Source organism: Mesorhizobium sp. M7A.F.Ca.MR.362.00.0.0 (genome assembly GCF_004023175.1).
Lineage (GTDB): Bacteria > Pseudomonadota > Alphaproteobacteria > Rhizobiales > Rhizobiaceae > Mesorhizobium.
In genome coordinates, this window is record NZ_RZTF01000050.1 from 3,501 (window position 1) to 25,746 (window position 22,246).

The window sequence follows — 22,246 nt, forward strand, 5'->3', positions numbered from 1 at the left end:
GTAAATAGACCTTGCCGTCGGGCTGCTGGATGCGCTGGTAGTTGGAGCTTGGAGCAGGGGGCGACGCCGATGCGATTCTCCTCCTGGGTGCGGGCGCTTCGATGACGCCGGGCTCGCTCGCGCTCTCGCCGTCGAGCGCTTCGGGCGCTTGCGCCAGCGTGCTGGTGGCGAATTCGGACGGTTCTTCCGCACCCGGCATGCCCTCGCCGCCGGCGACCGGCATAGTCTGCCCCAGCCGGGCAATGCCGGCATCGATCTCGTTGAAGCTGCCTTGCAACTGGCTGTCCAGTTTCTCGAACCGGCTCTGAAAACCGTTGTTGACCGTGTCGAGCCGGGCCGCGATCCGCTGCTCGAACGCGCCGAGCTGCTCCAGCCGCGCCTCGACGAAACGCAGGTCGCTCATGCCCCGATAGAGATAGACCGCGGCCGCCATGTTGACCGCGGTGATCAGAAGCGCGCCACCGGCGACGATGACGCCGATCGTCTTTGCCTTGCTGAATTTCTCGGTGGCAACCGGTTCGCGCTGTTCCTGGTTTCCGATATCGATCGCCGGCATGTCCGGTTCGCTGATCATCGTCATTGGACCACCACCTTTGCGCCAACCGCGACGCGTTTGAAAAGATCGATCACATCCGTGTTGGTGAGTCGAAAACAGCCCGATGTCCCGTCGAAGCCGACACCCGACGGGTCGTTGGTGCCGTGTATGCGGTAGAGCGTGTCGCGCCCGTCCCGCGACAGGTAGAGCGCCCTTGCGCCGAGCGGATTGTAGGGGCCGGCGGGCACCATTTTCGGCAGCTCCGGCTGGCGGGCGCGCATTTCCTGCGGCGGGCGCCACTCCGGCCATTCGGTCTTCGCCCCGACCTTGACGATTCCGGTCCAGCCGAACCCGTCGCGCCCGACGCTGATCTGGTAGCGCAGCGCCTGGCCCTGGCGGGTCACCAGGTAAAGCGCCTTCTCGTCCTTGCGGATGACGATCGTGCCCGGCTGCTCGGCGGTTCTAAAGGCAACGGCCTTGCGCAGGCTAGGCCCCATCGCCGGCAGCGGCGGCCGCTCCGAAAGCGCCGATCGCGCTTCGGCGAAATCGTGGACGGACAGCGCCAGCGCCACGCCGAGCACGCAGGCGCCGGCGAGCTTCGGGGCGATCCGATATCTATCGGGCAGCGTCATCGAGCCGCTCTTTGAACATCCGCTTCAGATCCTTGTTGAAGCGCGCCCGCCCATCCACTTCGGAAGGCGGGATGGCCCTGTTCAGCGCATCGGTCAGGAGCGCGTTGTCGAGCGCGACCGACTTGATGTGCGGCGCCTTGAAGATCTTTTCGAGCTCGCTGCGCGAAAAATGGTTCCCGAACCATTTGCGCTTGTGCTTGTTGGCGACCAGCGTGATGCTGACCGCATTGCCGCGCAGCTCGCGGATCTTCTTGTAGAGCCGCTTGCCTTGCCGCAGCGACGCGACATTCAGTTCGAAGACGATGAAGATCTCGTCGCTCGTCGACAGCACGGAATCGTGCCAGGGCGTTTCGAGATTGGGCAGGTCGATGACGATGTCGTCGAAGCGGTAGGCGACGAGGTCGAGCAGCCGGAAGACGAAATCGCTGCCATGCGGCTCGAACGGCAGTTGCGGCCGCTCGAATGCGTAGAGGGTGAGGCCGGACGGGCGCGACAGCTTGATGACGTCCATCAGTTCGACATCGAGCCGTTCCGGCTGGCCGATGATCCCGGCGAGGTCGAACTGGTTGAACAAATTGAGATAGGCGCCGCAATTGGCGCTCTGGAAATCCAGGTCGACGAGACAGGTGGACGCCGCGCGCTCGGCCGATTTCGAAGCCAGGAATTCGGCCGCCGACAGCGCAAGCGTCGTGGCGCCGGCGCCGCCGCTGGCGCTGATGAAGGTGATGATCCGGCTCTTCGTTCCCTGGTTGCCGGTGTCGTGGAAGGTCACCGCATTGAGCAGCTCCTTGCCGTCGAGCGGCTTGTGCAGCCAGTCCGAGGCGTTCATGCGCACCAGCACGCGCGTCTGCTCCGAGCTCAGCTCGTCGGAAACCGCGATCAGCGGCACGCTGGCCCACAGCGCGCGCGCCTCGACGATGCCGGGCCTGCCGAGCAGCTCGCCATTGCCGAGATCGAGGATGACAATGCCCGGCCGCGTATCGACCGGCGGCCCCTTGAGAAAGTCGCTCGTCTCGGAAACCCTGACGTCATAGATCGCCAGCGCATCGAGCCGCGTCGCCACATCGCGCTTGAAATTAGGATCCGACGAGAACAGCGCCACCTGCTTGCGCTTGGTCGGCGTAACCTTGGTGTTGATGGCATTCATGACGCGGTACTCTTCAGATCTTCGCCCGTGACCGTGCTCAGCATGGAGGGCATAATGATGTTTGCAAAACTCAAAAAGAAGAACTGGAAGTTCACATTCTGGAGGCTGACCGAAATAGTAGGAACGTTTCCTGCTGCTCGCGTCTGATAGCCAAGTCCCGTAGCCGAATAGCGGATGACGACATTGGCTGGCAGCAGCAAGGGGTCGAAGTCACACATGCCAGGACGACTGCCGGCCACCGGGCCACATATTCCGTCGTCACCTGCAAAAATTCTGCTGAAATTTGTTGCTGACCACACGCCGGCAACACAATGGGCACCTGTGCAACTGCAGGTCGAGGTTGCTCCATTGCAAACATAGGCAAAAGAATTCGCGACAACGGGAGATCCCGGTGTCGTAGTCGGGCCAGCCGTGGAAATCTGCGGCGCGACCGGATCCGAGATTGAGGCTAGCCGTGCACCGGCCTGGACGGCCTTGGTGGCCGAGTTCCACTGATATAATGCATAGCCGAAATCGACGAAGCCGAAGACAAGGGCAAACAGCAGGGTCGAGACAATGGCCATTTCCACTGTCGCCGTGCCGTCCTCTGATTTTGCGAAACGCTTGATCATGATCAGAACCGGATCAACCGCTCCTCGTGAAAGCCATTGAGGGTGATCGGCCCGATACTGAGCAAATACAGTATGCCGACCCCGCTGTAACCGAAGGTGCCCGCCGCCCTGACGATGCAAACCTGTGCGGTGGTGGACCGATATTGAGTGACGCCGGCGACCACGGCATCGTGACAAGAGCCTGAGGCGGCGATGGTCATCGTCACATTCGCCTTCTGCCAGCCGGCGATGCGCGCGGGTGCTGTCCCGGTCGCGTTGCCGAACACCGCGATGTTGGTGGCAATGTCGGCGCAGTCGATCGTCAATCCGGCACTGGTATACAACTGACTGTTGCAGCGCGCGGCAAAGCGGGCACCGTCCGAAAGCCCGGCTTCCATCAGCAGCTTCTCGTGAATCAGATTGCCGAATTCAAAGACACCCGCCGACAGGATCAGCATCAGTGGGGCGATCAGCGCCATCTCGACAAGCGCCGTCCCACTTGGATCGCGTCTAAATCTATGCAGATGGCGGTAGAGCGTTGCGATCATAGCCGTCACCGATAGAGCTGGGCTTCGTCGCGAAGGAAATTGTCGAGCGTGCCTTGGCCGCCACGTCCGGTGATGTCGACGAGCTCGACCATGACTGAGGCATCGTCGGAAGGCGAAGATACCGGTTCGGTGAGGAAGAAACTGCCGAAGGCCTCGACTGGCAGACCGGTGCTGTGGCCGGAGAGATCATTGGTTTCGTCGAGCGCTTCACAATTCAGGATCGCACCAAAGATCAAGCGCCGGTCCACCGACGTGACCGGTGGTTGGCAAGAATTCGGCGGCGTTCCGCTCTCGCCTCCGACAGATGCCGTCCCCACAAGACCAGCCGATATTTCGTAACGGTAGACCTCATAGCGCGTCGGCTTGGTTGTGTTCCACGAAGATGGATAGGAAGCGGAGCCAAAATTTGTGCTCCAGTAGGTGGAGAAATTCCAGTTTCCGTCGCCTATGCGCCCGCTCCACGCCTGATCTCGGGGAAGCCCCATGTTGCCCGCTCCGTTGAAGGTCAACTGATTATATTGAGGGCATTGGCCTCCACCTCCGCCATTACCGTTGCCGTTACCACCTCCTCCGGTAGATGCGCCCTTTCGGACATTGACGGCGGGTCCATATAAAGGGGTGTTGAAGTGGCCGCTGGCTCTGATGCCGAAACGGACGTTGAACGCGTCTTGTACCGGACCAGCATTCTGTCCTGTCTTGGTGTCGACGCCATCCGCCGAATAGCAGCCGACCGGCTTGGATGTCGCGATCGTTTCAGCAAGCGCCTGCGCCCCGTTGCCGACTCCGTCCGGAGGTTGGAGAAAGCCAAAGTTGCCTGGGCCGGCCGCTGCCCCGTTTCCAACCTTCCGGAGTTCGATTTGGCGGCGATGCAGGGCTGGGTTGGCTACAGCCTCTTCGAGTGTATGTCCGTTAGGATCATTCTCGTATGGATTGCAGATGAAGACTGGCGTGAAGTCACAGACGCTGGAGGTGAAGCCGGCGACCGATACTGCCCCGATGTTGAACGATCCGTTGGCGTTCGAAGACAGAAAAGAGACAGGGAAGATCGCTGCGAACCCCACCGGGGTTACCGTGACCTCGACGAAGCGGGCTTGCGCGGCGCCTGCGACCTCGTCGGTGATTACGTTGGCTGCGGTGATCGGAAGATTGTCGGTCGCAGGAATAGATCTCAGATAGCGCCTGGTTACGCCGGCTGCCAACAAATCCTGCGGGCCGGTACCACCTGTCGAGAAATTGTATTTGTTGAAGACCAAGGTGGACAGCGCGCGGTCTGCCCGCGTGATGCTATCAGACCGGCCATCAAGTTCGGCAGCAGCGGAGAGCGAGAACGAATCGGCGCCCTTTTGCAGATCGTTATGCAGATTGTTCGCCCTGCTCATATCGATGGCGAGCAGCGAAAAGCCGATGATCGCCGGCAGGGTGATGCTGACGAGGATCAGCGCTACTCCCCTCTGATCCTGCCAGAACGCGCGAATGGTCCGCAGCATGGCCTTACTCTTGCTCCCCTGACGCCAGTCGTCTTGCCCGGCGCACTGAAACCGCATCCCTCTATTCAGTTCACTGGTTCGTCACACCCGACCCACCGACATTGACCGTGATGGCCGGCGGCGGTGGCGGTGGTGGTGGAAATCTGTAGCTCTGTGCAACACCGGCGGCGCGCGCGCCGTCGCCCTCGATCTTCGTATTTCTTGAGTTCGGATTGAGCGGGTCGACCGTCTGCAGCATCGAATTGAATTTCTGCGTGTCGCCGGCGGCCAAGGTCACCGAATCGTAATGGTTCAGATAGTCTGCGGCGCAGCCTGTCAGCAGGCCGGTGCACAGCACGAGGATCAAGGCGCTATTTCTTGACATAAAGCATCTTGTCCTTCGATTTGAAGTCGAGCATGTGGCCATAGGGGCCGGTGACGCCTTCGCCCAGTTCATATTTGCGGACCATGTCCTTGGTCACTTCAAGCTGGCCGAGCACGAAGAATTCGGGATCGTTGGCGGGCCGTGTCTTGTCGAAAGGCGTCGCCAGCTGCTCGCCGGGCTTCACCGGTCGCACGATGTGCGGCGTGACGATGACGACCAACTCGGTCTCTTCCTTCTGGTTGCTCGAATTGCGAAACAGCGTTCCGATGACAGGCACCTGGCCGAGCCACGGCACCTGGTCCTGGAGCTTGGTGGTCTTGCTCGACAGAAGCCCGCCGACGGCGAAACTCTGGCCGTCGCGCAGTTCGACGACGGTGGCCAGCTTGCGGTTGGTGAAGATCGGGTCGCCGGCAGTGGTGAAGCCGGTCAGGTCGCTGACTTCCGGCGCCAGCCTCATGTGGATCTTGCCGTCGTCGAGTACGACCGGCGTGAACAGCAGGTTAACGCCGAATTGCTTGTACTCGATGCTTATCTCGCCGTCTTTGTCGAGAGTGCGGATAGGCACTTCGCCGCCGGCGTTGAAGCTGGCCTGCTCGCCGGAAAGCGTGGTGAGGTTGGGGTTCGCGAGCATGCGCACCGCGCCTTTGGACTCGAGCGCTTCGATGATCAGATCGACCTTGATGTTGCTGTCGATGACGCGCGTGATCAGGGCTCCGAAGGGACTGGAGGTCGACAGGAGGCCGCTGAGCAGACCGCCCGGCCCGAGCACCACTCCGTCCTCGTCGACGGCAGCAACACCGGTACCGGTACGGGTCGTGCCACTGCCGTTCGTGCTCTTGATCGACACGCCGAGGTCGCGGCCGGTGTTGCGCTTGGCTTCCAGCACGCGCACTTCGAGATTGACCTGCTGGCTGTCGTCGACGATGACGGAGTTGATGACGGCGTCGGGGCCATATTGCTGCGCAACCGCCATGATCGCAGCCAGCGTGGCGCCGTCCTTGACATGACCGGCAAGCCTGACCCTGCCATTGACCGAGCCGACCTCAATGCGCGACTTCGGCGCCACCTGGCGGATCGCCTGCGCCATGTCGCTGACATCGACACCGACCTCGATCTGGAGCGCGCCGAGCGAGCGCTTGTCCGTGGAAAACAGGTTGACCGTGGTGGTGCCGGCGCCCTTGCCGATGACATAAAGCGTGCGGTCGGTCATCGGCTGCGCATCGGCGATCTTCTCGTCACCGACGACGATATCGCCCAGATTGGCACTCACCTGGATCGTTACCGATTGTGACATCGGCAGGAAAATCCGGTGCACGGCGGGGGTCGACACGTCGATGAAGCGGTCGGCCGCACCAGCCGCCAGGCTCGACAGCAACAGCGCCGCCAGACACGACAACGCGGCCGTCGCTATCCCTAACCAAGAACCCCGCATCCCCGTCTCCCCACTCGCTGCTGGTGGCAGCATCCGTTTCGCCGCACTTTATTGTTGTCGCGGCACGTCATATGTTTCGAGCTTCACACCTCGGAATACGCCGACCGTCGCCCGTGCCGGCGGCTCAGGCTGCACGTATTTGACCACTTCCTTGGTCGCCGGTGCCGCGACAGGAACCGGTTTGGCCCGGCCCAGTTCGTCGAGACGGCTGCCCACTTTTTCCACAGCCTGGGTCAACCCGGCAATCTTGTCCTCGGCGCGCTTGCGTTCGGCTGCAGCCTCCGCTTCCGCTGCTGCCTTCTTGTCGAGCTCCGCCTGCCTGGCGGCGACATCGGCCGGCGTTTCGCCGGTCAGGTCGGAAAGCGTCACCCGTTCCGTCGTCTCGCCCTTGCTGGCCGCGGCCTGGCGCAGCGCCAACGACAACTGGCCGGCGCCTGCCGCCAAGGTCAGCTTCTGCGCATCCTTGGTGCTGGCCTCGAGCGTCACCGATTTCACGACTGTCGGGCTGTCCTTGCTTTCATCGGCAACCTGATCGACGGCGAGCACCTTCATGCTCTGCAGCAGCACGTCGACGAAACTCTTGTCCGCGCCATCGTCGCCGCGTGTCGTGCGCGTCAGCAGCACATCGACCCGGTCGCCGGGGAAGACGAAGCCGGCGACACCGAGCACGTCGTTTACCCGGATGGAAACGGCTTTCATGCCTTCGCCGAGCACGGCTGAAAGCGTGGCGCGCTGGCCAGGGCCGGTGATCTTGGTGGCAAGTATTGGCTCGTTGGCACTAATCGACTGCAATGCCTGTCTGGGGGCATCACCGGCCAAGGCTTCCTTCGTTGTCTTGAAGGCGCCAACCGGCGCGGCGCCGACCGGCCAGGCGATCTCGCGCAGTTTGTCTGATGTCAGCGCGTCACCGAATTTGAGGGCGACAGCTGCCACCACGACCGTGTCGCGCTGGACGCCGTTTGCATCCGCCATGGCGCTACGCTGACTGGCCAGCCAGAAATTGGCAAGAACCACCGCCAGAACGCCGAACACGCCGGCGAGGACAATCATGATAAGCGTATTGGCACGCATAAGCCTAACCCCAAAAGGCCAGTAAAAGTGAACCGCACTCGCCCAGTGCGACCGGTACAGGTCCGGGTCGTGAGACCCGGACCTGAGCTTGTTAGGCGATCAGCTTCCGCCACCCGCCGCGCAAGTGCCAGTCGGGTGTGCGTCGAGACCGGTGCAAAGTTCTGCGAACCGACCGTTCACCCAGGCGCCGATAGCGATGACAACCATGATAGATGCAACGGCGATAATGCCGATAAGGATGGAATATTCGACCATGGCAGCGCCGTTTTCATCGTCGCGGAACTGCCGGGTCATCGTCATGAGCTTCTTCATGTCAATTTCTCCCTTTGGAGGTTTGAACCCGACGAGACAGAGCAAAGGATGAAATCCATACCCAAGCATCCCCCGTCATCTCGATCCTAGGTCCCGAGAAAACGCAGAGTCAAACGAGATTAAGGGTTCCTTAACTTTCATGTACATGATTCGGCAAGAAGATCACAGTTACGAATTTTCTCAACGGATTGATTCTCTTCATTTTTCAAGCGCCTTAACCATTCGTTCACAATTTGGCCTTGGATGTGGCAGGATTGAGGAAGCATTAGAAATAATGCATATTCCTTTATATCTAATGGCTTAGCAGGGTCTCCCGGGATGTTTGTCCTCAAAAATCGGACAAGCTTGGAAAGCGGCACCGACGCTCTGACCACGAACCGGCAGCCCTATCAAATAAGCGCATTATTACAGGGCTTCTGATCTTAACTATGTAGAAAGTATTGCGGTGACGAAGGTCACCTGGGCGCTTGTGCCTCCCGTGGTTAACAGTTAGTTTCCGCTAATAAGGGACTAAGGGGGTATAAGCGATTATGCTGGGGCGGTTCATCAAGGGGCCTGGGGAGCAGCAGGCCGCGACGAAGGTCGAGCCGCTGGCGGCGCTGCCTGTAGCTCCGGCCCTTTTACCGGCCGCTGATATTGAAACGCATGGCGACGATTTTCTGACCCTCAAGGTCGATCTCCACCGCCATTTGATCGACCGCTTCAACCTCGCGGTCCTCGAAACAGCCTCCAAGGACGACATCCTGAATGAAATCCGTCCGATCGTGCGCGAATTCGTGCGCGGCCGCGGCGTGCCGCTGAATGCTCGTGAGCTCGATCAACTGACCAGCGACACGGCGGACGAGATGTTGGGTCTCGGCCCGATCGAGCCACTGCTCAAGGACGATTCGATCACCGACATATTAATCAACACGCACAAGCGCGTGTTCATCGAGCGACGAGGCATCGTTGAAGAGACGCCAATCCGGTTTCGGGACGAGGCGCATCTGTTGCGCGTCATCAATAGAATCGTGTCGGCGATTGGCCGCCGCGTCGATGAATCGTCGCCCATGGTCGATGCTCGCCTCGAAGATGGTTCCCGCGTCAACATCGCGGTGCGGCCGATCTCGGTCGACGGCCCGCTGGTGTCGATCCGTAAATTCTCGAAAAATCCCTATTCGCTCGAGCGTTTGATGGCATTCAATTCGATCCGTCCCCCCATGATCGAATTGCTGCGCATCGCCGTGCAGGCGCGCAAATCGATCCTGGTTTCGGGTGGCACCGGCAGCGGCAAGACCACTCTGCTCAATGCGCTGTCGAGCTACATTCCTGCCAAGGAGCGGCTGATCACCATCGAAGATGCGGCGGAGCTTCAGTTGCAGCAGCCGCATGTCGGGCGGCTGGAGACGCGCCCGCCCAATGTCGAGGGAAAGGGCGAGGTCCGCCAGCGCGAATTGCTGAAGAACGCGCTTCGTATGCGGCCGGACCGCATCATCGTCGGCGAGGTGCGTGGCGAGGAAGCATTCGACATGCTGCAAGCGATGAACACCGGCCATGAAGGCTCGATGACGACCATCCATGCCAATACGCCGCGCGACGCGATCTCGCGGCTCGAACAGATGGTCGGCATGGCCGGCATGCCGATGACGCATGATTCAATCCGGGCGCAGATTGCCTCCGCCATCGACATCATCGTCCAGACGCAGCGTCTTTCGGACGGCGGCAGGCGTGTCACCTCCATATCGGAACTGACCGGCATGGAAGGCAATGTCGTCCAGCTTCAGGAAATCTATCATTTCGTCCGCCGTGAGGTCACAGCCGAAGGCAAGGTCATCGGAGATTTTCGAGCAACCGGTGTCCGTCCGCGCTTCGCTCCGGAGGCCGCGACGCTTGGCCATCATTTTGCCAAGGACGCCTTCAATCCGCAGGTTGCCCTCTGATGCCGACCGGTCAGGCTTTGCTCTATTTTATTTACGTACTTGCCGCGGCATCGGTCATTCTCGCCGGCGAGGCCATGTACCTTTCCTTTGCCAAACGCCGTTCACGGATTGGCGCGATCAACCATCGGCTGAGGCGGCTGACTGATGAAGTTTCGGCCGAACAGACCCTGCAAGTCTTGCTGCGCGAACGCGGGCTATCGAAATCGGGAGACTTTCTTTTCGGTCTGATCGGACTGAACAGGCTCTACACTCAATCCGGTATCACCGGAAATCCGCTGTCTTTCGCCGTGACATTCCTTTTAGCAGGGCTGGTGCTGGCGTTGCTGCTGTCGATCGTGCTGGGTTTCTCTACATTGGTGTCGTCCATGGTTTTTGTGGTGGTCGGATTTGTGTTGCCACTTCTGATTCTTCGCCGCGCTCGCAAAAAAAGAATCCAGAAATTTGCCAAACAGCTCCCGGATGCGCTCGACATGATCGTTCGTTCGCTGCGCGCCGGACATCCTGCTTCGGTCGCGGTTGGTCTCGTCGCCCGGGAGATGCCTGATCCGCTCGGCACCGAATTCGGCATCGTCTCCGATGAAATCACCTTTGGCCTCAGCATCGAGCAGGCTGTGCGAAAGCTTTCGCAGCGCGTCGGCTTCGACGGCCTTCATCTCCTGTCGGTTTCTCTCTCCATCCAGTCCAAGACAGGCGGCAATCTGACCGGAATTTTGTCCAATCTTTCGTCGGTGCTGCGCGAAAGGCAGAAACTCAGGAGGAAGATCAGAGCGCTTTCGGCCGAGGGTCGCGTGTCTGCATGGGTCATCTCACTGTTCCCGCTTGTGATGTTCCTGATCCTTCAGTTGCTCTCGCCGACCTACTACGGCAAGGTTTGGCACGACCCGCTGATCATGCCGGTGTTCCTGATTTTCGGCCTATGGGCGCTGCTGGGGGATTTCATCATGTATCGAATGGTCAATTTCGATTTCTGACAGGAGCGAGGCATAACCTTGTTTTCGACCATTCAGGATCTGAGCTTCTTGGTTTCCGTCGCTGTCTTCTTGGCGGCGGCGGCGCTTTTCTTGTTTGGCGCGCTTGTCTTTTTGCCGGCGCTACAGACACGGAAGCTGGTCGCACAAAGTCTGATTGCCGAAGGTATTGCCGATCGCCGTTCGCTCGTTGGACAGGAACAGCTCGCCAAGATCGCAGCGCAGCGGCCGGTTGATGCGTATTTTCGATCGATCGAGAAGGAGCGGGACGAGCCAAATGCCCTTGAGGCGAAACTTTTCCGCGCCGGCTTTTATCAGCCCAGCGCTCCGCTCATCTATACCCTGTCACGGCTTGGTGCGGTCTGTGTCGGGTTTTTAGCTGTCTATGCGGTCCTGAGTCGAGTGCTCCCGCCATCCTTGCCCGGTTTCATAGGCTTTGCCGGGGCTGGCCTGTTCGGGCTGGCCTGCATCGTGATTCCGAGCATTATGCTCGATCGCTTCGAGAATGCGCAGAAGGAAATCTATCGGCGCGGCTTTCCCGATTTCATGGACATGATGATCACCTGCGCCGATGCCGGCATGAGCCTGGAGGCGGCGGTTGAGCGCGTCAGCGCTGAACTGGCCGGCACCCATAAATGGCTTGGCATCCAGCTTTCGATCATGAATTTGCAGTTGCGGGCTGGCAAGCCGTTGCGGGAAGCGTTGCGCGAACTTGCTGACCGCATCGGCCTCGAAGAGGCGCGGGCTTTGGCCGTTCTGTTCCGGCAATCGGAAGAACTCGGCACCAGTCTTACGGAAGCTTTGCGCGTTTACAGCGAAGAGATGCGCAGTCAGAGGATTCTGAGTGCCGAGGAGCGCGCCAATTCGCTGCCCGTAAAAATGATGATTCCGTTGGGGCTTTGCATATTCCCAGTCGTGATGATGGTGATCATGTTGCCGGTGATCATCCGCATGAGGGGCATTTTCTTCTAGTTGCGTGTATGATCTGATTCTAATATGAGGTCCGGGACCCTTGGGGGAATCTATATGAAGAGGGCTATCGCGGCGGCAGCCTGTCTGTTGATAATTCTTGCCGGCTGCCAGACGGCGGATACAACCGACGGCATCGTCCGCACGAACGAGCCGTCGAAGGGCGACGTGACGTCTTTTGGCGATGCTTTCGACGGGCTGAAAACGGTCAGCGACGTCGAATATTATGCCTCGGACCAGGCCGTCGCAGAGGCCAAGAACCAGTTCCGTGCCGAAAACTACGGCAATGCCGGCGCGCTGTTCTTCAAGGCGACGCAACTGGCGCCCAATGATGGCAACGCCTGGATGGGGCTGGCCGCCTGCACCGACCGGATCCACCGCTTCGACCTCTCCGACAAAGCCTATGCCAAGGCCTTCAGGCTGGTCGGCGCGACGCCCGAATATTACAACAATGTCGGCTATTCCTACCTGCTGCGCGGCAAGCTGCAGGACGCCCGCTCCAACTTCCTCAAGGCTTACGAACTGGCGCCCAACGACCCGACCGTCGCCAACAATCTGAAGCTTTTGTCGTCAAGCGTGCAGAACGTCGAGCGCTAGCATGCTGCTCGTCGAAGCTCTGCTGCTGAAGGTGCTCGCTATCCCTCTGCTGGCAAGGATTGGCTGGCTCGACTTCAAGACGCAGAAGATTTCCAATCGCGACGTGCTGCTGCTGCTCTGCCTGGGGGCTGGGGGCTTGCTGCTGCTGTCGCTCCAGTCCGGCTCGTGGTGGGACATGGGGCTGAGCGCTCTCGCCGGACTTCTGCTGTTCGTCGCGCTCTTGCCCTTCTGGGTCTTGCGCAAGATCGGCGCCGGCGATGTCAAGCTGCTGGCAGTCGTGCCATTCCTGATCAGCGGCAGCGCTCTCGCGGTGTTTTCAGTGCTGCTTCTGGTTTTCGCTTTGGCAACCGCGGTCATAGTGAAAAACCCGTTCATGCTGCCGGCGGGCGCTTTTCGGCTTGTCGTCCAGCATCTGGACCGCAAGGGCGTGGTGCCGTTCGGCGTGCCGATCTCGCTGGCCGCGATCTGTACGCTGGCGTTCCTGATCTACAGGAGTTTGACGGTCGCGAGCAGCTCTGGAATCCTCAACCAGCTCAACTGACCCTGACATCTCACGCAGCTGAATTTGCCTCGTGGGAGATTTGACGGAGCATCAAACGAAAAACCCGCCTGTGCGGCGGGTCACGGCGCAAATCTGCACCATAGGCAAAAATGTACCATAGCTGAGTGCAGCGAGTCAAGAAAAAATTCCTATCGTCTGACGCTGCCTGCGCCGCTGCGCTCCGTTCAATCCCGCAGCAGGTCGAACATCAGCTTGAAGAAGCGGTCCGCGTCGACCTCATGGGCGATGCGGGCATTGTCCTTTTCACCGCGCTCGCCCCAGTAATCGGCGATGGTCGCGCCGAAGGCGTAGGTGCCGGACAGATCGACACCGATATGGGCAGGGCGCGTGCGCACCAATGTCGGGTCGATGGCCAGCGCCAGCGCCAAGGGATCGTGCATGGCGCCGCCGACGCCCATCGAGTTGCGGTGCAGCTTCTCGTAGAACAGCAGCCAGTCGTTGACGAGCCGTCCGAGCGGCGTGTCGATGGTGGCGAGTTCGGCATATTGCGGCGCCTCGACCAGCACCTGCATGGTGACGTCGAGGCCGACCATCAGGATCGGCACGCCGCTGTCCAGAACGATCTTCAGCGCTTCGGGGTCGCAGAACGCATTGAACTCGGTCGGCGTGATGATCTCGCTCTTGCGGTAGAACACGCCGCCCATCCAGATCAGCTCCTTGATCTTGGGCAGCACGTCGCGATGCTTGAGGATCATCAGGCCGATGTTGCTGAGCGGGCCGGTGGCAACGACCAGGATCGGTTCGGGCGCGGCGCGCAGTCTGTCGGCCAGGAAATCGACGGCGTGCTGGTCAACCGGCTTGATCGTCGCCTGCGGCAGGTAGGGCGAGCCCTCGAGCCCGCTCGGGCCGTCGGCGGTGCCGAGCACCAGCGGGCGCGCCAGCGGGCGGTGGCAGCCCTGCGCGACAGGCACGTCGCCGGCGCCGATATATTCCAGGATGCGCAAGGCATTGGCCGTCGTCTTCTCGACTTCCGCATTGCCGCAGGTCGTGGTGACGCCGAGTAGTTCGATGGCCGGCGAGCGGTGCGCCATGACCAGCGCGATGGCGTCGTCGTGGCCGGGGTCGCAGTCGAACAGGATAGGGGTTCGCTTGGTCATCATGTCGTCTTTCACGCCGCCCGCTCGTAGCGCGCTATGGTTTTCTTGAAGCCGTCGAGGAAACGCCGACCGTCCAGGCCGGTGCAGATGCGGGTGGTCTTGGGTCCGCCGCCGGGCAGCAATTGCCGGCCGCGATAGGCGACGGTCTGGCCGCGCGCCAGCCTGCCGTCGAGCACGACGTCGGCGAACAGCGGCTCGGTCATCGTCGCCAGGCCGGGATCGAAAGCCAGCGCCACGGTGATCACGTCATCCATCGGGAACCCGACGAGGTCGAAGAATTCGCGCCAGATATCGATGTAGATCGGGAAGCTGTCGGCGATCATCTCAAGGACGGGATTGTCCCTCGCGACGGCCTGCATGTCGGCGATGTCGTCGCGTGTCAGCATCGAATCGGCGACGCGGTTGTCCTCGCAGATGTCGAGCGGCACGAGGATCTTCTCGACATCGGCGTTGAGCACGATGCGCGAAGCCTCCGGATCGGCCCAGATGTTGTACTCCGACAAGGGTGTGATGTTGCCCGGCGTCTGGAAATTGCCGCCGAGCACGATCAGCCGCTTGAGTGCACCGGTCAATCCCGGCTCCTGCAACAGCGCCATCGCCGCGTTGGTCAGCGGGCCGGTCGTCACCAGCGTGATCTCGCCCGGATTGGCCATGACCGTGCCGATGATGAAATCGACCGCATGTCCCGACGTGGCCTGCCGCACCGGCGTCGGCGCCGGCGGGTTGAACTTCTTCAGGCGATCGCCGAAACGGGCAACGAGCCGTTTTTCGAAATGCACCGGCGCCTCCATGTCGGCCTTGGCGTTGCCGACGATCGGCCGCCACGCGCCGGCGTGAACCGGGATATCGTCGCGCCCGGCGAGCGTCAGCGTGTTGAGGACGACGTTGGTGACCTGCTCGATCGGGCCGGCGGCACCGGTCACAGTGGTCACGCCCTCGAGCCGCAGCTTCGGATTGACCGCTGCAAACAGCACGGCGAGAATATCGTCGCCGGCCGAATCCACGTCGAGGATTATGCGTTCCATAGAGGCTTCCTTCACTGGGGATTTTTGCCGCCGGCTTCAGTGTTCTTGTCTACCGACAGCAGCTTACGCATCGATTCCAGCGTCTCGGCGATAATCTTCGGACGCGCCCGGTAGGACAGCGCGAACAATGCGATCAGCGCGACGACATAAGGAACCGTGAGAACCAGGTAGGAGGGATAGCCGAACGTCTGCAGGCGCAGCGAAAAGGCATCGGCGAAGCCGAACAGCAGGCAGCCGGCCAGCACCTTCAGCGGATCGCCGTTGGAGAAGATCAGGATTGCCACCGCCATGAAACCACGGCCCGAAGACATGTTTTCGGTGAACATGGTGATGTAGCCGAGTGACAGGTGAGCGCCGGCGAGGCCCGCCAGCAATCCGCAAAGCAGCGATGCGATGTAGCGGACGCGGGTGATCGATATGCCAAGCGCCTCGGCGGCTTCCGGCTTTTCGCCGACGACGCGGATATAGAGGCCGAGCCGCGTCCTGGTATAGCAGACGACCAGCAGCGGCACGGCGATGAAGGCGACATAGACGAGCGGCGTGAAGCCGGAGATCAGCGGCGCCCACGAGCCGAGAAGGTCGCGTGCACCGGGCAGCTGGACTTTCGGCAGGCCGACGATGCCGTGACCGACGATCGAGCCACGCGTGCCGAAGATCGCTTTCATCAGCGAGATCGTCATGCCGCCGGCCAGGATGTTGAGCGCCAGCCCGACGACCACTTCATTGGCCTTGAAGCTCACCACCAGGACGGCAAAGATCAGGGCGAAGACGAGCGCCGCCGCGACGCCGCAGGCGACGCCCGCCAGCGCCGAACCGGTCCAGATCGAACCAAGGACGGCGAAGAAGGCGCCGACCAGCATCTGCCCCTCGAGGCCGATGTTGAAGATGCCGGCCTTGGTGGTGAACGAGCCGCCAAGCGCGACCAGAAGGATGGGCGCGGTGGTGCGAAGCGTCGCCGCGATCAGCGCGACGTTGATGAGCTTGTCTAGAATTTCCATCGCCGCTCCCCTGCCTGGCTGTCGCCGCGCTTTCTCACCAGCACCTGGGCCGACACGCTGAGGATGATCAGCGCCTGGATCACGGTGATGATCTCGCGCGACGCGCTGGTATCGACCTCAAGCAGCAGCGATCCGTTGCGCAGGGCGCCGAAGAACAGTGCGGTGAAGATGGTGGCGACAGGCGAGCCATTGGCAAGCAGGGCGGCGATCAACCCGTCGAAGCCGAAACCGGGGGCAAATCCTTCCATGAAGCGGTGATGGACGCCGAGCGTCTCGACGCCGCCGGCCAGCCCGCCGACGGCCCCCGAAAGCAGCAGGACCAGGAAACCCTGCCGTTTCACGTTGACGCCGCCATATTCGGCGAATTTCGGCGCCGAACCGACCATCGTGACGCCGTAACCCCATTTGGTGTAGCGGAAGACAAGGGCTGCGCCGACCGCCAGCACCAGGCCAATGACCAGGCCCCAGTTCAACCGCGAAAAGGTGAAGATCTCCGGCAGATAGGATGTCGCCAGGATCGGCGGCGTCTCCGACCAGCCACCCGGCCGCTTGAACAGGAAGATGGTGAAATAGGACGTGAGCAGCACCGCCACGTAGTTCGACAGGATCGTCGAGACGACTTCGTTGGTGTTGTAGCGGGCGCGGAAGTAGGCGGGGATGGCGACCCAGGCCGCGCCTGCCACCACCGCGAGCGCCAGTGCCGCCAGCGTGTGGATGCCTGCGGGCAGGGGCATGGCAAAGCCGACCCACGCGGCGGCGAAACCGCCGAGGAACAGTTGGCCCTCTATGCCGACGTTGAACATGCCGCCGCGCAAGCCGATGCAGGCGGCGACACCGCAGATCAGGATCGGCGTCGTCTGCAGCAAGGTCCCGGCGATCTTCTCCTGATCGCCGAAGGCGCCGCGCAACAGCGTCATGAACACGCGCACCGGGCTTTCGCCGACCATGAGGATGATGATCGCGCCCATCAGCAGCGCCACGCCGATGGCGATCACCTGGCCGGAAACGGCACGCAAATGGTCTGTCATGATGCGGTCTCCGCGGCGAATTCCGGCACGGCCACGCCTGCCATCATCATGCCGATGCGCTCCTCGTCGGCCTCGTCGCCGGCGACCTCGCCCATGATCCGCCCGTTGAACATCACCAGGATGCGGTCGGCAAGGGCGGCCAGTTCGTCGAGCTGCACGGAAATCAGCAGGATTGCGCGGCCGGCGGCGCGCTGGCGCATGATCTCGTCATGAATGGCCTCCTGGGCGCCGATGTCGACGCCGCGCGTCGGCTGGTCGATCAGCAGGAAATCGGCGCCGTTGGTGAATTCGCGCGCCAGAACGACCTTCTGGATGTTTCCCCCCGAAAGCCGCTTGACCGCATCACCGGCTCCGCGCGCGCGAATATCGAAGCTCTTGATCAGCGTTTCGGCGTTTTGATTTATGGCATTCCAGTTGAGCATGCCGGCGCGGCTCCACGGGGCGCGATGCTGGCGGCCCATCAGGGTGTTGGCTGCTATCGAAGCGTTGCGATCGACCCCGCGTACCATGCGGTCTCCTGGAACATGGGCGAGGCCTGCCTGGCGGATCGCGGCGGGGGAGAGTGCGGTGAGATTCCGGCCCTTCAGCCACGCCCCGCCATGGCTTGCCGGTCGCAAGCCCGAAAGCACTTCCGCCAGCTCCGTCTGTCCATTGCCGGCCACACCCGCGATCCCCACCACCTCGCCGGAGCGGACGGTGAAACTGGCATCGCGAAGAGCCGGCAGCAGGCGATCGTCGCGCGCCCACAGATCCTTGACTTCGAGCACCACGTCGCCGTGCAGCGAAGCGCGCGGCCGGCGGTCGAAGCTCACCTCGCGGCCGACCATCATGTGCACCAACTCGTCCTTGCTGAGCTCGGCCGTCGGCCGGGTCGCCACCTTCCTGCCGTTGCGCAGCACCGTCACCGTGTCGGACACTTCCATCACCTCTTCCAGGTGATGCGAAATGAAGATCACCGTCATGCCTTCGGCCACGAAGCTGCGCAGTGTCTGGAACAGTTCACGGCTTTCCTGCGGCGTCAGCACGGCGGTCGGTTCATCGAGGATGATGGTGCGCGCGCCTCGCACCAGGACCTTAAGGATTTCGATGCGTTGCTCTATGCCGACCGAGAGCAGCCCGACGCGCTCGGTCGGATCGACCTGCAGGCCGAAGCGCTTCGACAGGTCGCGCGTGCGCGCAATTTGTGCGGCGTGGTCGATCAGCCCATGGCGACGGATTTCCATACCGAGAAAGACGTTGTCGGCGACCGAGAGCGAGGGAACCAGCTTGAAATGCTGGTGAACCATGCCGAGGCCGGCCTTTATCGCCACGGACGGGTCGGCGATCACGATCTCTTCACCGTTCAGCCGGATCGAGCCTTCGTCCGGTTGCAAGAGGCCGAACAGGATGTTCATCAGCGTCGTCTTGCCGGCACCGTTCTCGCCGATGATGGCGTGGATCTCGCCGCGGCGGACCGCAAGGTCGATGCCGTCATTGGCGACGAATGCGCCAAAACGCTTGGTGATGCCAGTCAACTCGACGGCCATCGCGGCATTGCTGTGGAGGGTCGGCGACCCCGGCGTGTTCGACAACGTGGCTCTCGCAGATTGGACACTGATCCGCCGCGGCAAGCCGCGGCGGATCAGTGTAGCGCTTTCTTGGGAGGGAGGCGCTGTTGTTGGCTTACTTTGCCTTGGCGATCACGATCTTGCCGTCGATGATGCCCTTTTTGATCTCGTCCAGCTTGGCGGTCACGTCAGCAGGGATCTTTGGGGCAATATCATCGCAGACCTTGACCTCGACACCGCCCGAGGCGAGGTCGAAAGTGCGGGTGCCGGCGGTGATCTTGCGGCCCTCGACCTCGTCCTTGATCAGCGTGTAGACGGCGATGTCGCCGCGCTTCAGCATGCTGGCGAGGACATTTCCGGGAGCCGAGCCGCACATGTCGATGTCGACACCGATCGAATATTTGTCGACCGCGGCACTTGCCTGCATCACGCCTTCACCCGTCGGGCCGGCGACGTTGTAGACAATGTCGGAGCCCTGGCCGTAAAGCGCCTGGGCAAGTTCGCTTCCCTTGGCCGGGTCGTCGAAGGTTCCGGCGAAGACGGAGTTTACCTTGACGTCGGGCGCGGCATATTTGGCGCCTTGCTCGTAGCCGCCGAGGAAGTTGCGGATCACCGGAATATCGCGGCCGCCGACAAAGCCGATCGCCTTGCCGTCGCCGATCTTGTCGAAGGCCGTGCCCTTGGCTTCGATCATGCCGGCAAGTGCACCGGCCACGAAGGATCCCTGCTCCTCGGCGAAATTGGCGTAGATCATCTTGGGGTTGTCGAGGACGCCATCGATGAACACGAAGCGCTGTTCAGGATATTCGGCGCTGACCTTTTGCAGCGAGTCCACCAGCTCCCAGCCCATCACGAAGATGAGGTCGTACTGCTTGCCCTTGGCAAGGTTCTCGAACTGCTGCTGGTAGTCGAGCGCGCGATTGCCGGTGTCGACCAGCTTGAGGTCGATGCCGAAATCGGTCTTGGCCTTGTTGAGGCCGTTGACGATCGAAACGCCAAAACCCTGTGCGAAATATCCCGAGATGGCGGCCACGGAAACCTTGGCCTGTGCGGCGGCCGGTCCGAACGAAATGGCAAGCATCGTGCCGGCCAGAAATAAACTCTTGAGCGCCCTTTTCATGTCATTCCCCTTCAGCTTTTTTCAGCTTTTGAAGCCACGCTTTGACCATCCCCCACATATCGCCGGGACAACGGCGAGTTCGTTGATGGTCATATGAGTTTAGGAGCGGCTTAACAGGCTGTCAATCGTCATCCGATGCAGTTTTCTTGGCCCTTCGCCCGCTTGCTCGACGTCTGAGCTTGACAAATGTCGATGGGCATAATTGTTGATACTCTAACGAGTTTTTGAACGACGGGATGAAGGAAGCGAACAATGCCGGCTGTGGTGGTCAGGAAATTTCTGGTTCAGGTCGAAGAGATATTCCATGAGGGCGGACCCCACGCGGCACGCCCGCTCAAGCGGGGCGCGGTCGTCGCGGTCATCGCCAACCCTTTTGCCGGACGCTATGTCGAAGAGATCACCGGCTTCATGGAAGACCTGAAGCCGCTCGGTCTCGATATGGCTCGGCGCCTGATCGACGCCATTGGTGAAGGCGGCCAGGCCATCGAAGGCTATGGCAAGGGTGCCATAGTCGGCGCCGCCGGCGAGCTTGAACATGGCGCGCTCTGGCACAATCCGGGCGGCTACGCGATGCGCGAACTGCTCGGCAATGCCAAGGCGATCGTGCCTTCGACCAAGAAGGTCGGCGGCCCCGGAACGCGCATCGACATCCCGATCACGCACATAAACGCCTCCTATGTGCGCAGCCATTTCGATGCGATCGAGATCGGCATTGCCGATGCGCCGCGCGGCGACGAAATGGCGGTCATCCTGGCGATGACCACCGGCGCACGCGTCCATGCACGGGTCGGCGGCCTTGCCGCCGCCGATATCAAGGGCGAGGACGGACTGCGATGAACCCGGAAATCCGCCGCATCATCACCATCGTCGAGGAAACCCGGATCGAAGGCGGGCGACCCGTCGATCCGCCGACGCGGCGTGCCGCGGCCATTGCGGTGATCCGCAACCCCTATGCGGGCACTTACGTCGAGGATCTGTCGGTACTCAGTGCCATCGGCGAAGCATTGGGAGATATCCTGCCCAAGCGCGCCGTCGCTGCTCTGGGCATTGCCGGCGATCGGGTCGAGAGCTTCGGCAAGGCCGCCGCCGTCGGCGCCGATGGCGAACTCGAACATGCCGCCGCCATCCTTCATCCAAAGCTCGGCGCCCCGTTCCGCGATGTGCTCGGCAAGGGCGCCGCGCTCATTCCTTCATCGAAGAAGCGCGGCGGCCTCGGCGTGCCGCTCGATATACCGCTCGGTCACAAGGATGCTGCGCGGGTGCGCAGCCATTTCGACGGCATGGAGGTTCGCGTTCCCGACGCACCGCGTGCCGACGAGATCGTCGTTGCTATCGCCGTCACCGATTCCGGCAGGCCGCACCCGCGCGTCGGCGGGCTGACCAAGGACAAGATTGTCGGGATTGACGGCGTCGGCTGACGGTCAGGCCGCCAGGACTTCCGGCACCCGCATCGCCGGCGGGGTGTTGCGGCTCCGGCCGGTCCGCACCACGCCGTCGATGACGACCATTCCAATGCCTGGAAGATTGCCGAGCGCCACGCTGTCGAGCAACCCGTCGCCGGCGCCGCCGATCGCCTGATCCATGAAGATCAGGTCGGCGGCGCGACCGACCTCGATGATGCCGCGATCGTCCAGTCCGCGCACGCGCGCCGTGTTGCCGCTGGCAAGACAGAACGCCACTTCCGGCGCGATACCCCCCAGCGAAGCCAGCATGGTCAGGATCCGCAGGATGCCGAGCGGCTGCACGCCGGATCCGGCCGGGCTGTCGGTGCCGAGGATGACGCGGGCAAGTTCGCCGCGCTGCCTTGCCAGGTCGAGCACGAACAGTCCGGTGCGCAAATTGCCGTTATGGACGATTTCAAGCGCCCTCGAGCCCTTCTCGCAGATCTGCCGGATTTCCGCGTCGGGCAGGGCCGTCGGCCCGCCATTGACGTGGGCGACGATATCGGCGTCGACCTCCAGCACGACATCGGCGCCGATGCGGCCGGAGCCGGGCAGGGATGGACCGCCCGTGTGGGTCATCGAGGTCATGCCGTATTTGCGCGCCCAGGCGATCATCATCCGGCCGGTCGGCCCATCCTTGACGCCGCCAAGTCCGACCTCGCCGACAAGCGTCACGCCGGCCTCGGCGAGACTGCGGAAGTCTTCTTCGGTAAGGCCGGGTTCCAGGATCGGTGCCCCGGCCAGGATCTTCATGCCGTTCGGACGGAAGTTGGAGAAGGTGCGTTGGGCAGCGATCGCCAGCGCCTTCAGCCCGACAAGGTCGCGCGGTCGGCCCGGCGTGTGGACTTCACCCGCC

24 protein-coding genes are annotated in these 22,246 nt (G+C 61.8%); 7 read left to right on the forward strand and 17 right to left on the reverse strand.

Annotated elements, in window-relative coordinates; genetic code table 11:
• From EOC06_RS09660 to EOC06_RS09705, 10 genes are all read right to left on the reverse strand, one after another.
• The coding region (locus tag EOC06_RS09660) for a hypothetical protein (RefSeq protein ID WP_128307626.1) at positions 1-580 on the reverse strand (580 nt) is incomplete at its 3' end.
• Positions 577-1,167, reverse strand: coding sequence for a L,D-transpeptidase (locus tag EOC06_RS09665; RefSeq protein ID WP_128307609.1), 591 nt, complete (start codon positions 1,165-1,167; stop codon positions 577-579). The genes EOC06_RS09665 and EOC06_RS09660, both read right to left, overlap by 4 nt.
• Complete coding sequence (locus EOC06_RS09670) at positions 1,151-2,314, reverse strand: AAA family ATPase (protein ID WP_128307610.1); 1,164 nt, start codon at positions 2,312-2,314, stop codon at positions 1,151-1,153. The genes EOC06_RS09665 and EOC06_RS09670 overlap by 17 nt, the downstream gene beginning before the upstream one ends.
• Entirely contained in the window at positions 2,311-2,925 is a 615-nt protein-coding gene (locus tag EOC06_RS09675; protein ID WP_128307611.1) for a TadE/TadG family type IV pilus assembly protein, read from the reverse strand. Before EOC06_RS09675 ends, EOC06_RS09670 begins: the two co-directional genes overlap by 4 nt.
• A 2-nt stretch (positions 2,926-2,927) precedes the next feature.
• Complete coding sequence (locus EOC06_RS09680; protein WP_128307612.1) at positions 2,928-3,452, reverse strand: TadE/TadG family type IV pilus assembly protein; 525 nt, start codon at positions 3,450-3,452, stop codon at positions 2,928-2,930.
• A 5-nt stretch (positions 3,453-3,457) separates the two neighbouring features.
• Complete coding sequence (locus EOC06_RS09685) at positions 3,458-4,939, reverse strand: TadE/TadG family type IV pilus assembly protein (protein WP_128307613.1); 1,482 nt, start codon at positions 4,937-4,939, stop codon at positions 3,458-3,460.
• 70 nt (positions 4,940-5,009) lie between these two features.
• Positions 5,010-5,303, reverse strand: coding sequence for a hypothetical protein (locus EOC06_RS09690; protein ID WP_128307614.1), 294 nt, complete (start codon positions 5,301-5,303; stop codon positions 5,010-5,012).
• Positions 5,290-6,735 (reverse strand): type II and III secretion system protein family protein, encoded by a 1,446-nt coding sequence (locus EOC06_RS09695; RefSeq protein ID WP_128307615.1) that lies wholly within the window; start codon positions 6,733-6,735, stop codon positions 5,290-5,292. Before EOC06_RS09695 ends, EOC06_RS09690 begins: the two co-directional genes overlap by 14 nt.
• 48 nt (positions 6,736-6,783) lie before the next feature.
• Positions 6,784-7,806 carry a Flp pilus assembly protein CpaB gene (cpaB, locus tag EOC06_RS09700; protein WP_128307616.1) on the reverse strand — a complete coding sequence of 341 codons (1,023 nt, stop codon included), beginning with the start codon at positions 7,804-7,806 and terminating at the stop codon, positions 6,784-6,786.
• A 99-nt stretch (positions 7,807-7,905) separates the two neighbouring features.
• Positions 7,906-8,118, reverse strand: a complete 213-nt coding sequence (locus tag EOC06_RS09705) for a Flp family type IVb pilin (RefSeq protein WP_128307617.1) — start codon at positions 8,116-8,118, stop codon at positions 7,906-7,908.
• Between the two features lie 530 nt (positions 8,119-8,648).
• On the opposite strand from EOC06_RS09705, the gene EOC06_RS09710 reads away from it, so the two are divergent.
• The 5 genes from EOC06_RS09710 to EOC06_RS09730 are packed head-to-tail and all read left to right on the forward strand — an operon-like array spanning position 8,649 to position 13,112.
• Positions 8,649-10,037 carry a CpaF family protein gene (locus EOC06_RS09710; protein WP_128307618.1) on the forward strand — a complete coding sequence of 463 codons (1,389 nt, stop codon included), beginning with the start codon at positions 8,649-8,651 and terminating at the stop codon, positions 10,035-10,037.
• A complete protein-coding gene (locus tag EOC06_RS09715) occupies positions 10,037-11,008 on the forward strand; it encodes a type II secretion system F family protein (protein WP_128307619.1) in 972 nt (323 codons plus the stop codon). Before EOC06_RS09710 ends, EOC06_RS09715 begins: the two co-directional genes overlap by 1 nt.
• An 18-nt stretch (positions 11,009-11,026) precedes the next feature.
• On the forward strand, positions 11,027-11,977 hold the full coding sequence (locus EOC06_RS09720; RefSeq protein ID WP_128307620.1) for a type II secretion system F family protein: 951 nt from the start codon (positions 11,027-11,029) through the stop codon (positions 11,975-11,977).
• A 54-nt stretch (positions 11,978-12,031) separates the two neighbouring features.
• On the forward strand, positions 12,032-12,571 hold the full coding sequence (locus EOC06_RS09725) for a tetratricopeptide repeat protein (RefSeq protein ID WP_128307621.1): 540 nt from the start codon (positions 12,032-12,034) through the stop codon (positions 12,569-12,571).
• A 1-nt stretch (position 12,572) separates the two neighbouring features.
• Positions 12,573-13,112, forward strand: coding sequence for a prepilin peptidase (locus EOC06_RS09730; RefSeq protein ID WP_127269132.1), 540 nt, complete (start codon positions 12,573-12,575; stop codon positions 13,110-13,112).
• 185 nt (positions 13,113-13,297) lie between these two features.
• On the opposite strand, the gene EOC06_RS09735 is transcribed toward EOC06_RS09730, so the two are convergent.
• From EOC06_RS09735 to EOC06_RS09760, 6 genes are all read right to left on the reverse strand, one after another.
• The gene (locus EOC06_RS09735) at positions 13,298-14,245 is read right to left on the reverse strand and encodes a nucleoside hydrolase (protein WP_164898524.1); all 948 of its coding nucleotides are present in this window, start codon (positions 14,243-14,245) and stop codon (positions 13,298-13,300) included.
• Positions 14,242-15,255 (reverse strand): nucleoside hydrolase, encoded by a 1,014-nt coding sequence (locus EOC06_RS09740; RefSeq protein WP_127292944.1) that lies wholly within the window; start codon positions 15,253-15,255, stop codon positions 14,242-14,244. Before EOC06_RS09740 ends, EOC06_RS09735 begins: the two co-directional genes overlap by 4 nt.
• 11 nt (positions 15,256-15,266) lie before the next feature.
• Positions 15,267-16,253 carry an ABC transporter permease gene (locus EOC06_RS09745; RefSeq protein ID WP_128307622.1) on the reverse strand — a complete coding sequence of 329 codons (987 nt, stop codon included), beginning with the start codon at positions 16,251-16,253 and terminating at the stop codon, positions 15,267-15,269.
• The gene (locus EOC06_RS09750) at positions 16,241-17,281 is read right to left on the reverse strand and encodes an ABC transporter permease (protein WP_127272241.1); all 1,041 of its coding nucleotides are present in this window, start codon (positions 17,279-17,281) and stop codon (positions 16,241-16,243) included. The genes EOC06_RS09745 and EOC06_RS09750 overlap by 13 nt, the downstream gene beginning before the upstream one ends.
• On the reverse strand, positions 17,278-18,852 hold the full coding sequence (locus EOC06_RS09755; protein WP_164898525.1) for an ABC transporter ATP-binding protein: 1,575 nt from the start codon (positions 18,850-18,852) through the stop codon (positions 17,278-17,280). Before EOC06_RS09755 ends, EOC06_RS09750 begins: the two co-directional genes overlap by 4 nt.
• 91 nt (positions 18,853-18,943) lie before the next feature.
• Positions 18,944-19,948, reverse strand: coding sequence for a BMP family protein (locus EOC06_RS09760; RefSeq protein WP_128307623.1), 1,005 nt, complete (start codon positions 19,946-19,948; stop codon positions 18,944-18,946).
• 252 nt (positions 19,949-20,200) lie between these two features.
• Between EOC06_RS09760 and EOC06_RS09765 the strand changes: the two genes are divergently transcribed.
• Positions 20,201-20,785: an amino acid synthesis family protein gene (locus tag EOC06_RS09765; RefSeq protein WP_023809103.1), complete on the forward strand. Its 585-nt coding sequence runs from the start codon at positions 20,201-20,203 to the stop codon at positions 20,783-20,785.
• Complete coding sequence (locus EOC06_RS09770; RefSeq protein ID WP_128307624.1) at positions 20,782-21,366, forward strand: amino acid synthesis family protein; 585 nt, start codon at positions 20,782-20,784, stop codon at positions 21,364-21,366. The genes EOC06_RS09765 and EOC06_RS09770 overlap by 4 nt, the downstream gene beginning before the upstream one ends.
• A 3-nt stretch (positions 21,367-21,369) precedes the next feature.
• Here the strand turns inward: EOC06_RS09770 and EOC06_RS09775 are convergent.
• Positions 21,370-22,246, reverse strand: an 877-nt coding sequence (locus EOC06_RS09775; protein ID WP_128307625.1) for an amidohydrolase family protein, incomplete at its 5' end; no start/stop codon positions are given.

Coding starts and splice junctions, on each gene's coding strand:
- EOC06_RS09760 (WP_128307623.1), bottom strand. CDS start 19,948: ATGAAAAGGGCGCTCAAGAGTTTATTTCTGGCCGGCACGATGCTTGCC.
- cpaB (WP_128307616.1), bottom strand. CDS start 7,806: ATGCGTGCCAATACGCTTATCATGATTGTCCTCGCCGGCGTGTTCGGC.
- EOC06_RS09695 (WP_128307615.1), bottom strand. CDS start 6,735: ATGCGGGGTTCTTGGTTAGGGATAGCGACGGCCGCGTTGTCGTGTCTG.
- EOC06_RS09705 (WP_128307617.1), bottom strand. CDS start 8,118: ATGAAGAAGCTCATGACGATGACCCGGCAGTTCCGCGACGATGAAAAC.
- EOC06_RS09725 (WP_128307621.1), top strand. CDS start 12,032: ATGAAGAGGGCTATCGCGGCGGCAGCCTGTCTGTTGATAATTCTTGCC.
- EOC06_RS09685 (WP_128307613.1), bottom strand. CDS start 4,939: ATGCTGCGGACCATTCGCGCGTTCTGGCAGGATCAGAGGGGAGTAGCG.
- EOC06_RS09680 (WP_128307612.1), bottom strand. CDS start 3,452: ATGATCGCAACGCTCTACCGCCATCTGCATAGATTTAGACGCGATCCA.
- EOC06_RS09740 (WP_127292944.1), bottom strand. CDS start 15,255: ATGGAACGCATAATCCTCGACGTGGATTCGGCCGGCGACGATATTCTC.
- EOC06_RS09690 (WP_128307614.1), bottom strand. CDS start 5,303: ATGTCAAGAAATAGCGCCTTGATCCTCGTGCTGTGCACCGGCCTGCTG.
- EOC06_RS09770 (WP_128307624.1), top strand. CDS start 20,782: ATGAACCCGGAAATCCGCCGCATCATCACCATCGTCGAGGAAACCCGG.
- EOC06_RS09710 (WP_128307618.1), top strand. CDS start 8,649: ATGCTGGGGCGGTTCATCAAGGGGCCTGGGGAGCAGCAGGCCGCGACG.
- EOC06_RS09745 (WP_128307622.1), bottom strand. CDS start 16,253: ATGGAAATTCTAGACAAGCTCATCAACGTCGCGCTGATCGCGGCGACG.
- EOC06_RS09715 (WP_128307619.1), top strand. CDS start 10,037: ATGCCGACCGGTCAGGCTTTGCTCTATTTTATTTACGTACTTGCCGCG.
- EOC06_RS09750 (WP_127272241.1), bottom strand. CDS start 17,281: ATGACAGACCATTTGCGTGCCGTTTCCGGCCAGGTGATCGCCATCGGC.
- EOC06_RS09675 (WP_128307611.1), bottom strand. CDS start 2,925: ATGATCAAGCGTTTCGCAAAATCAGAGGACGGCACGGCGACAGTGGAA.
- EOC06_RS09730 (WP_127269132.1), top strand. CDS start 12,573: ATGCTGCTCGTCGAAGCTCTGCTGCTGAAGGTGCTCGCTATCCCTCTG.
- EOC06_RS09765 (WP_023809103.1), top strand. CDS start 20,201: ATGCCGGCTGTGGTGGTCAGGAAATTTCTGGTTCAGGTCGAAGAGATA.
- EOC06_RS09665 (WP_128307609.1), bottom strand. CDS start 1,167: ATGACGCTGCCCGATAGATATCGGATCGCCCCGAAGCTCGCCGGCGCC.
- EOC06_RS09670 (WP_128307610.1), bottom strand. CDS start 2,314: ATGAATGCCATCAACACCAAGGTTACGCCGACCAAGCGCAAGCAGGTG.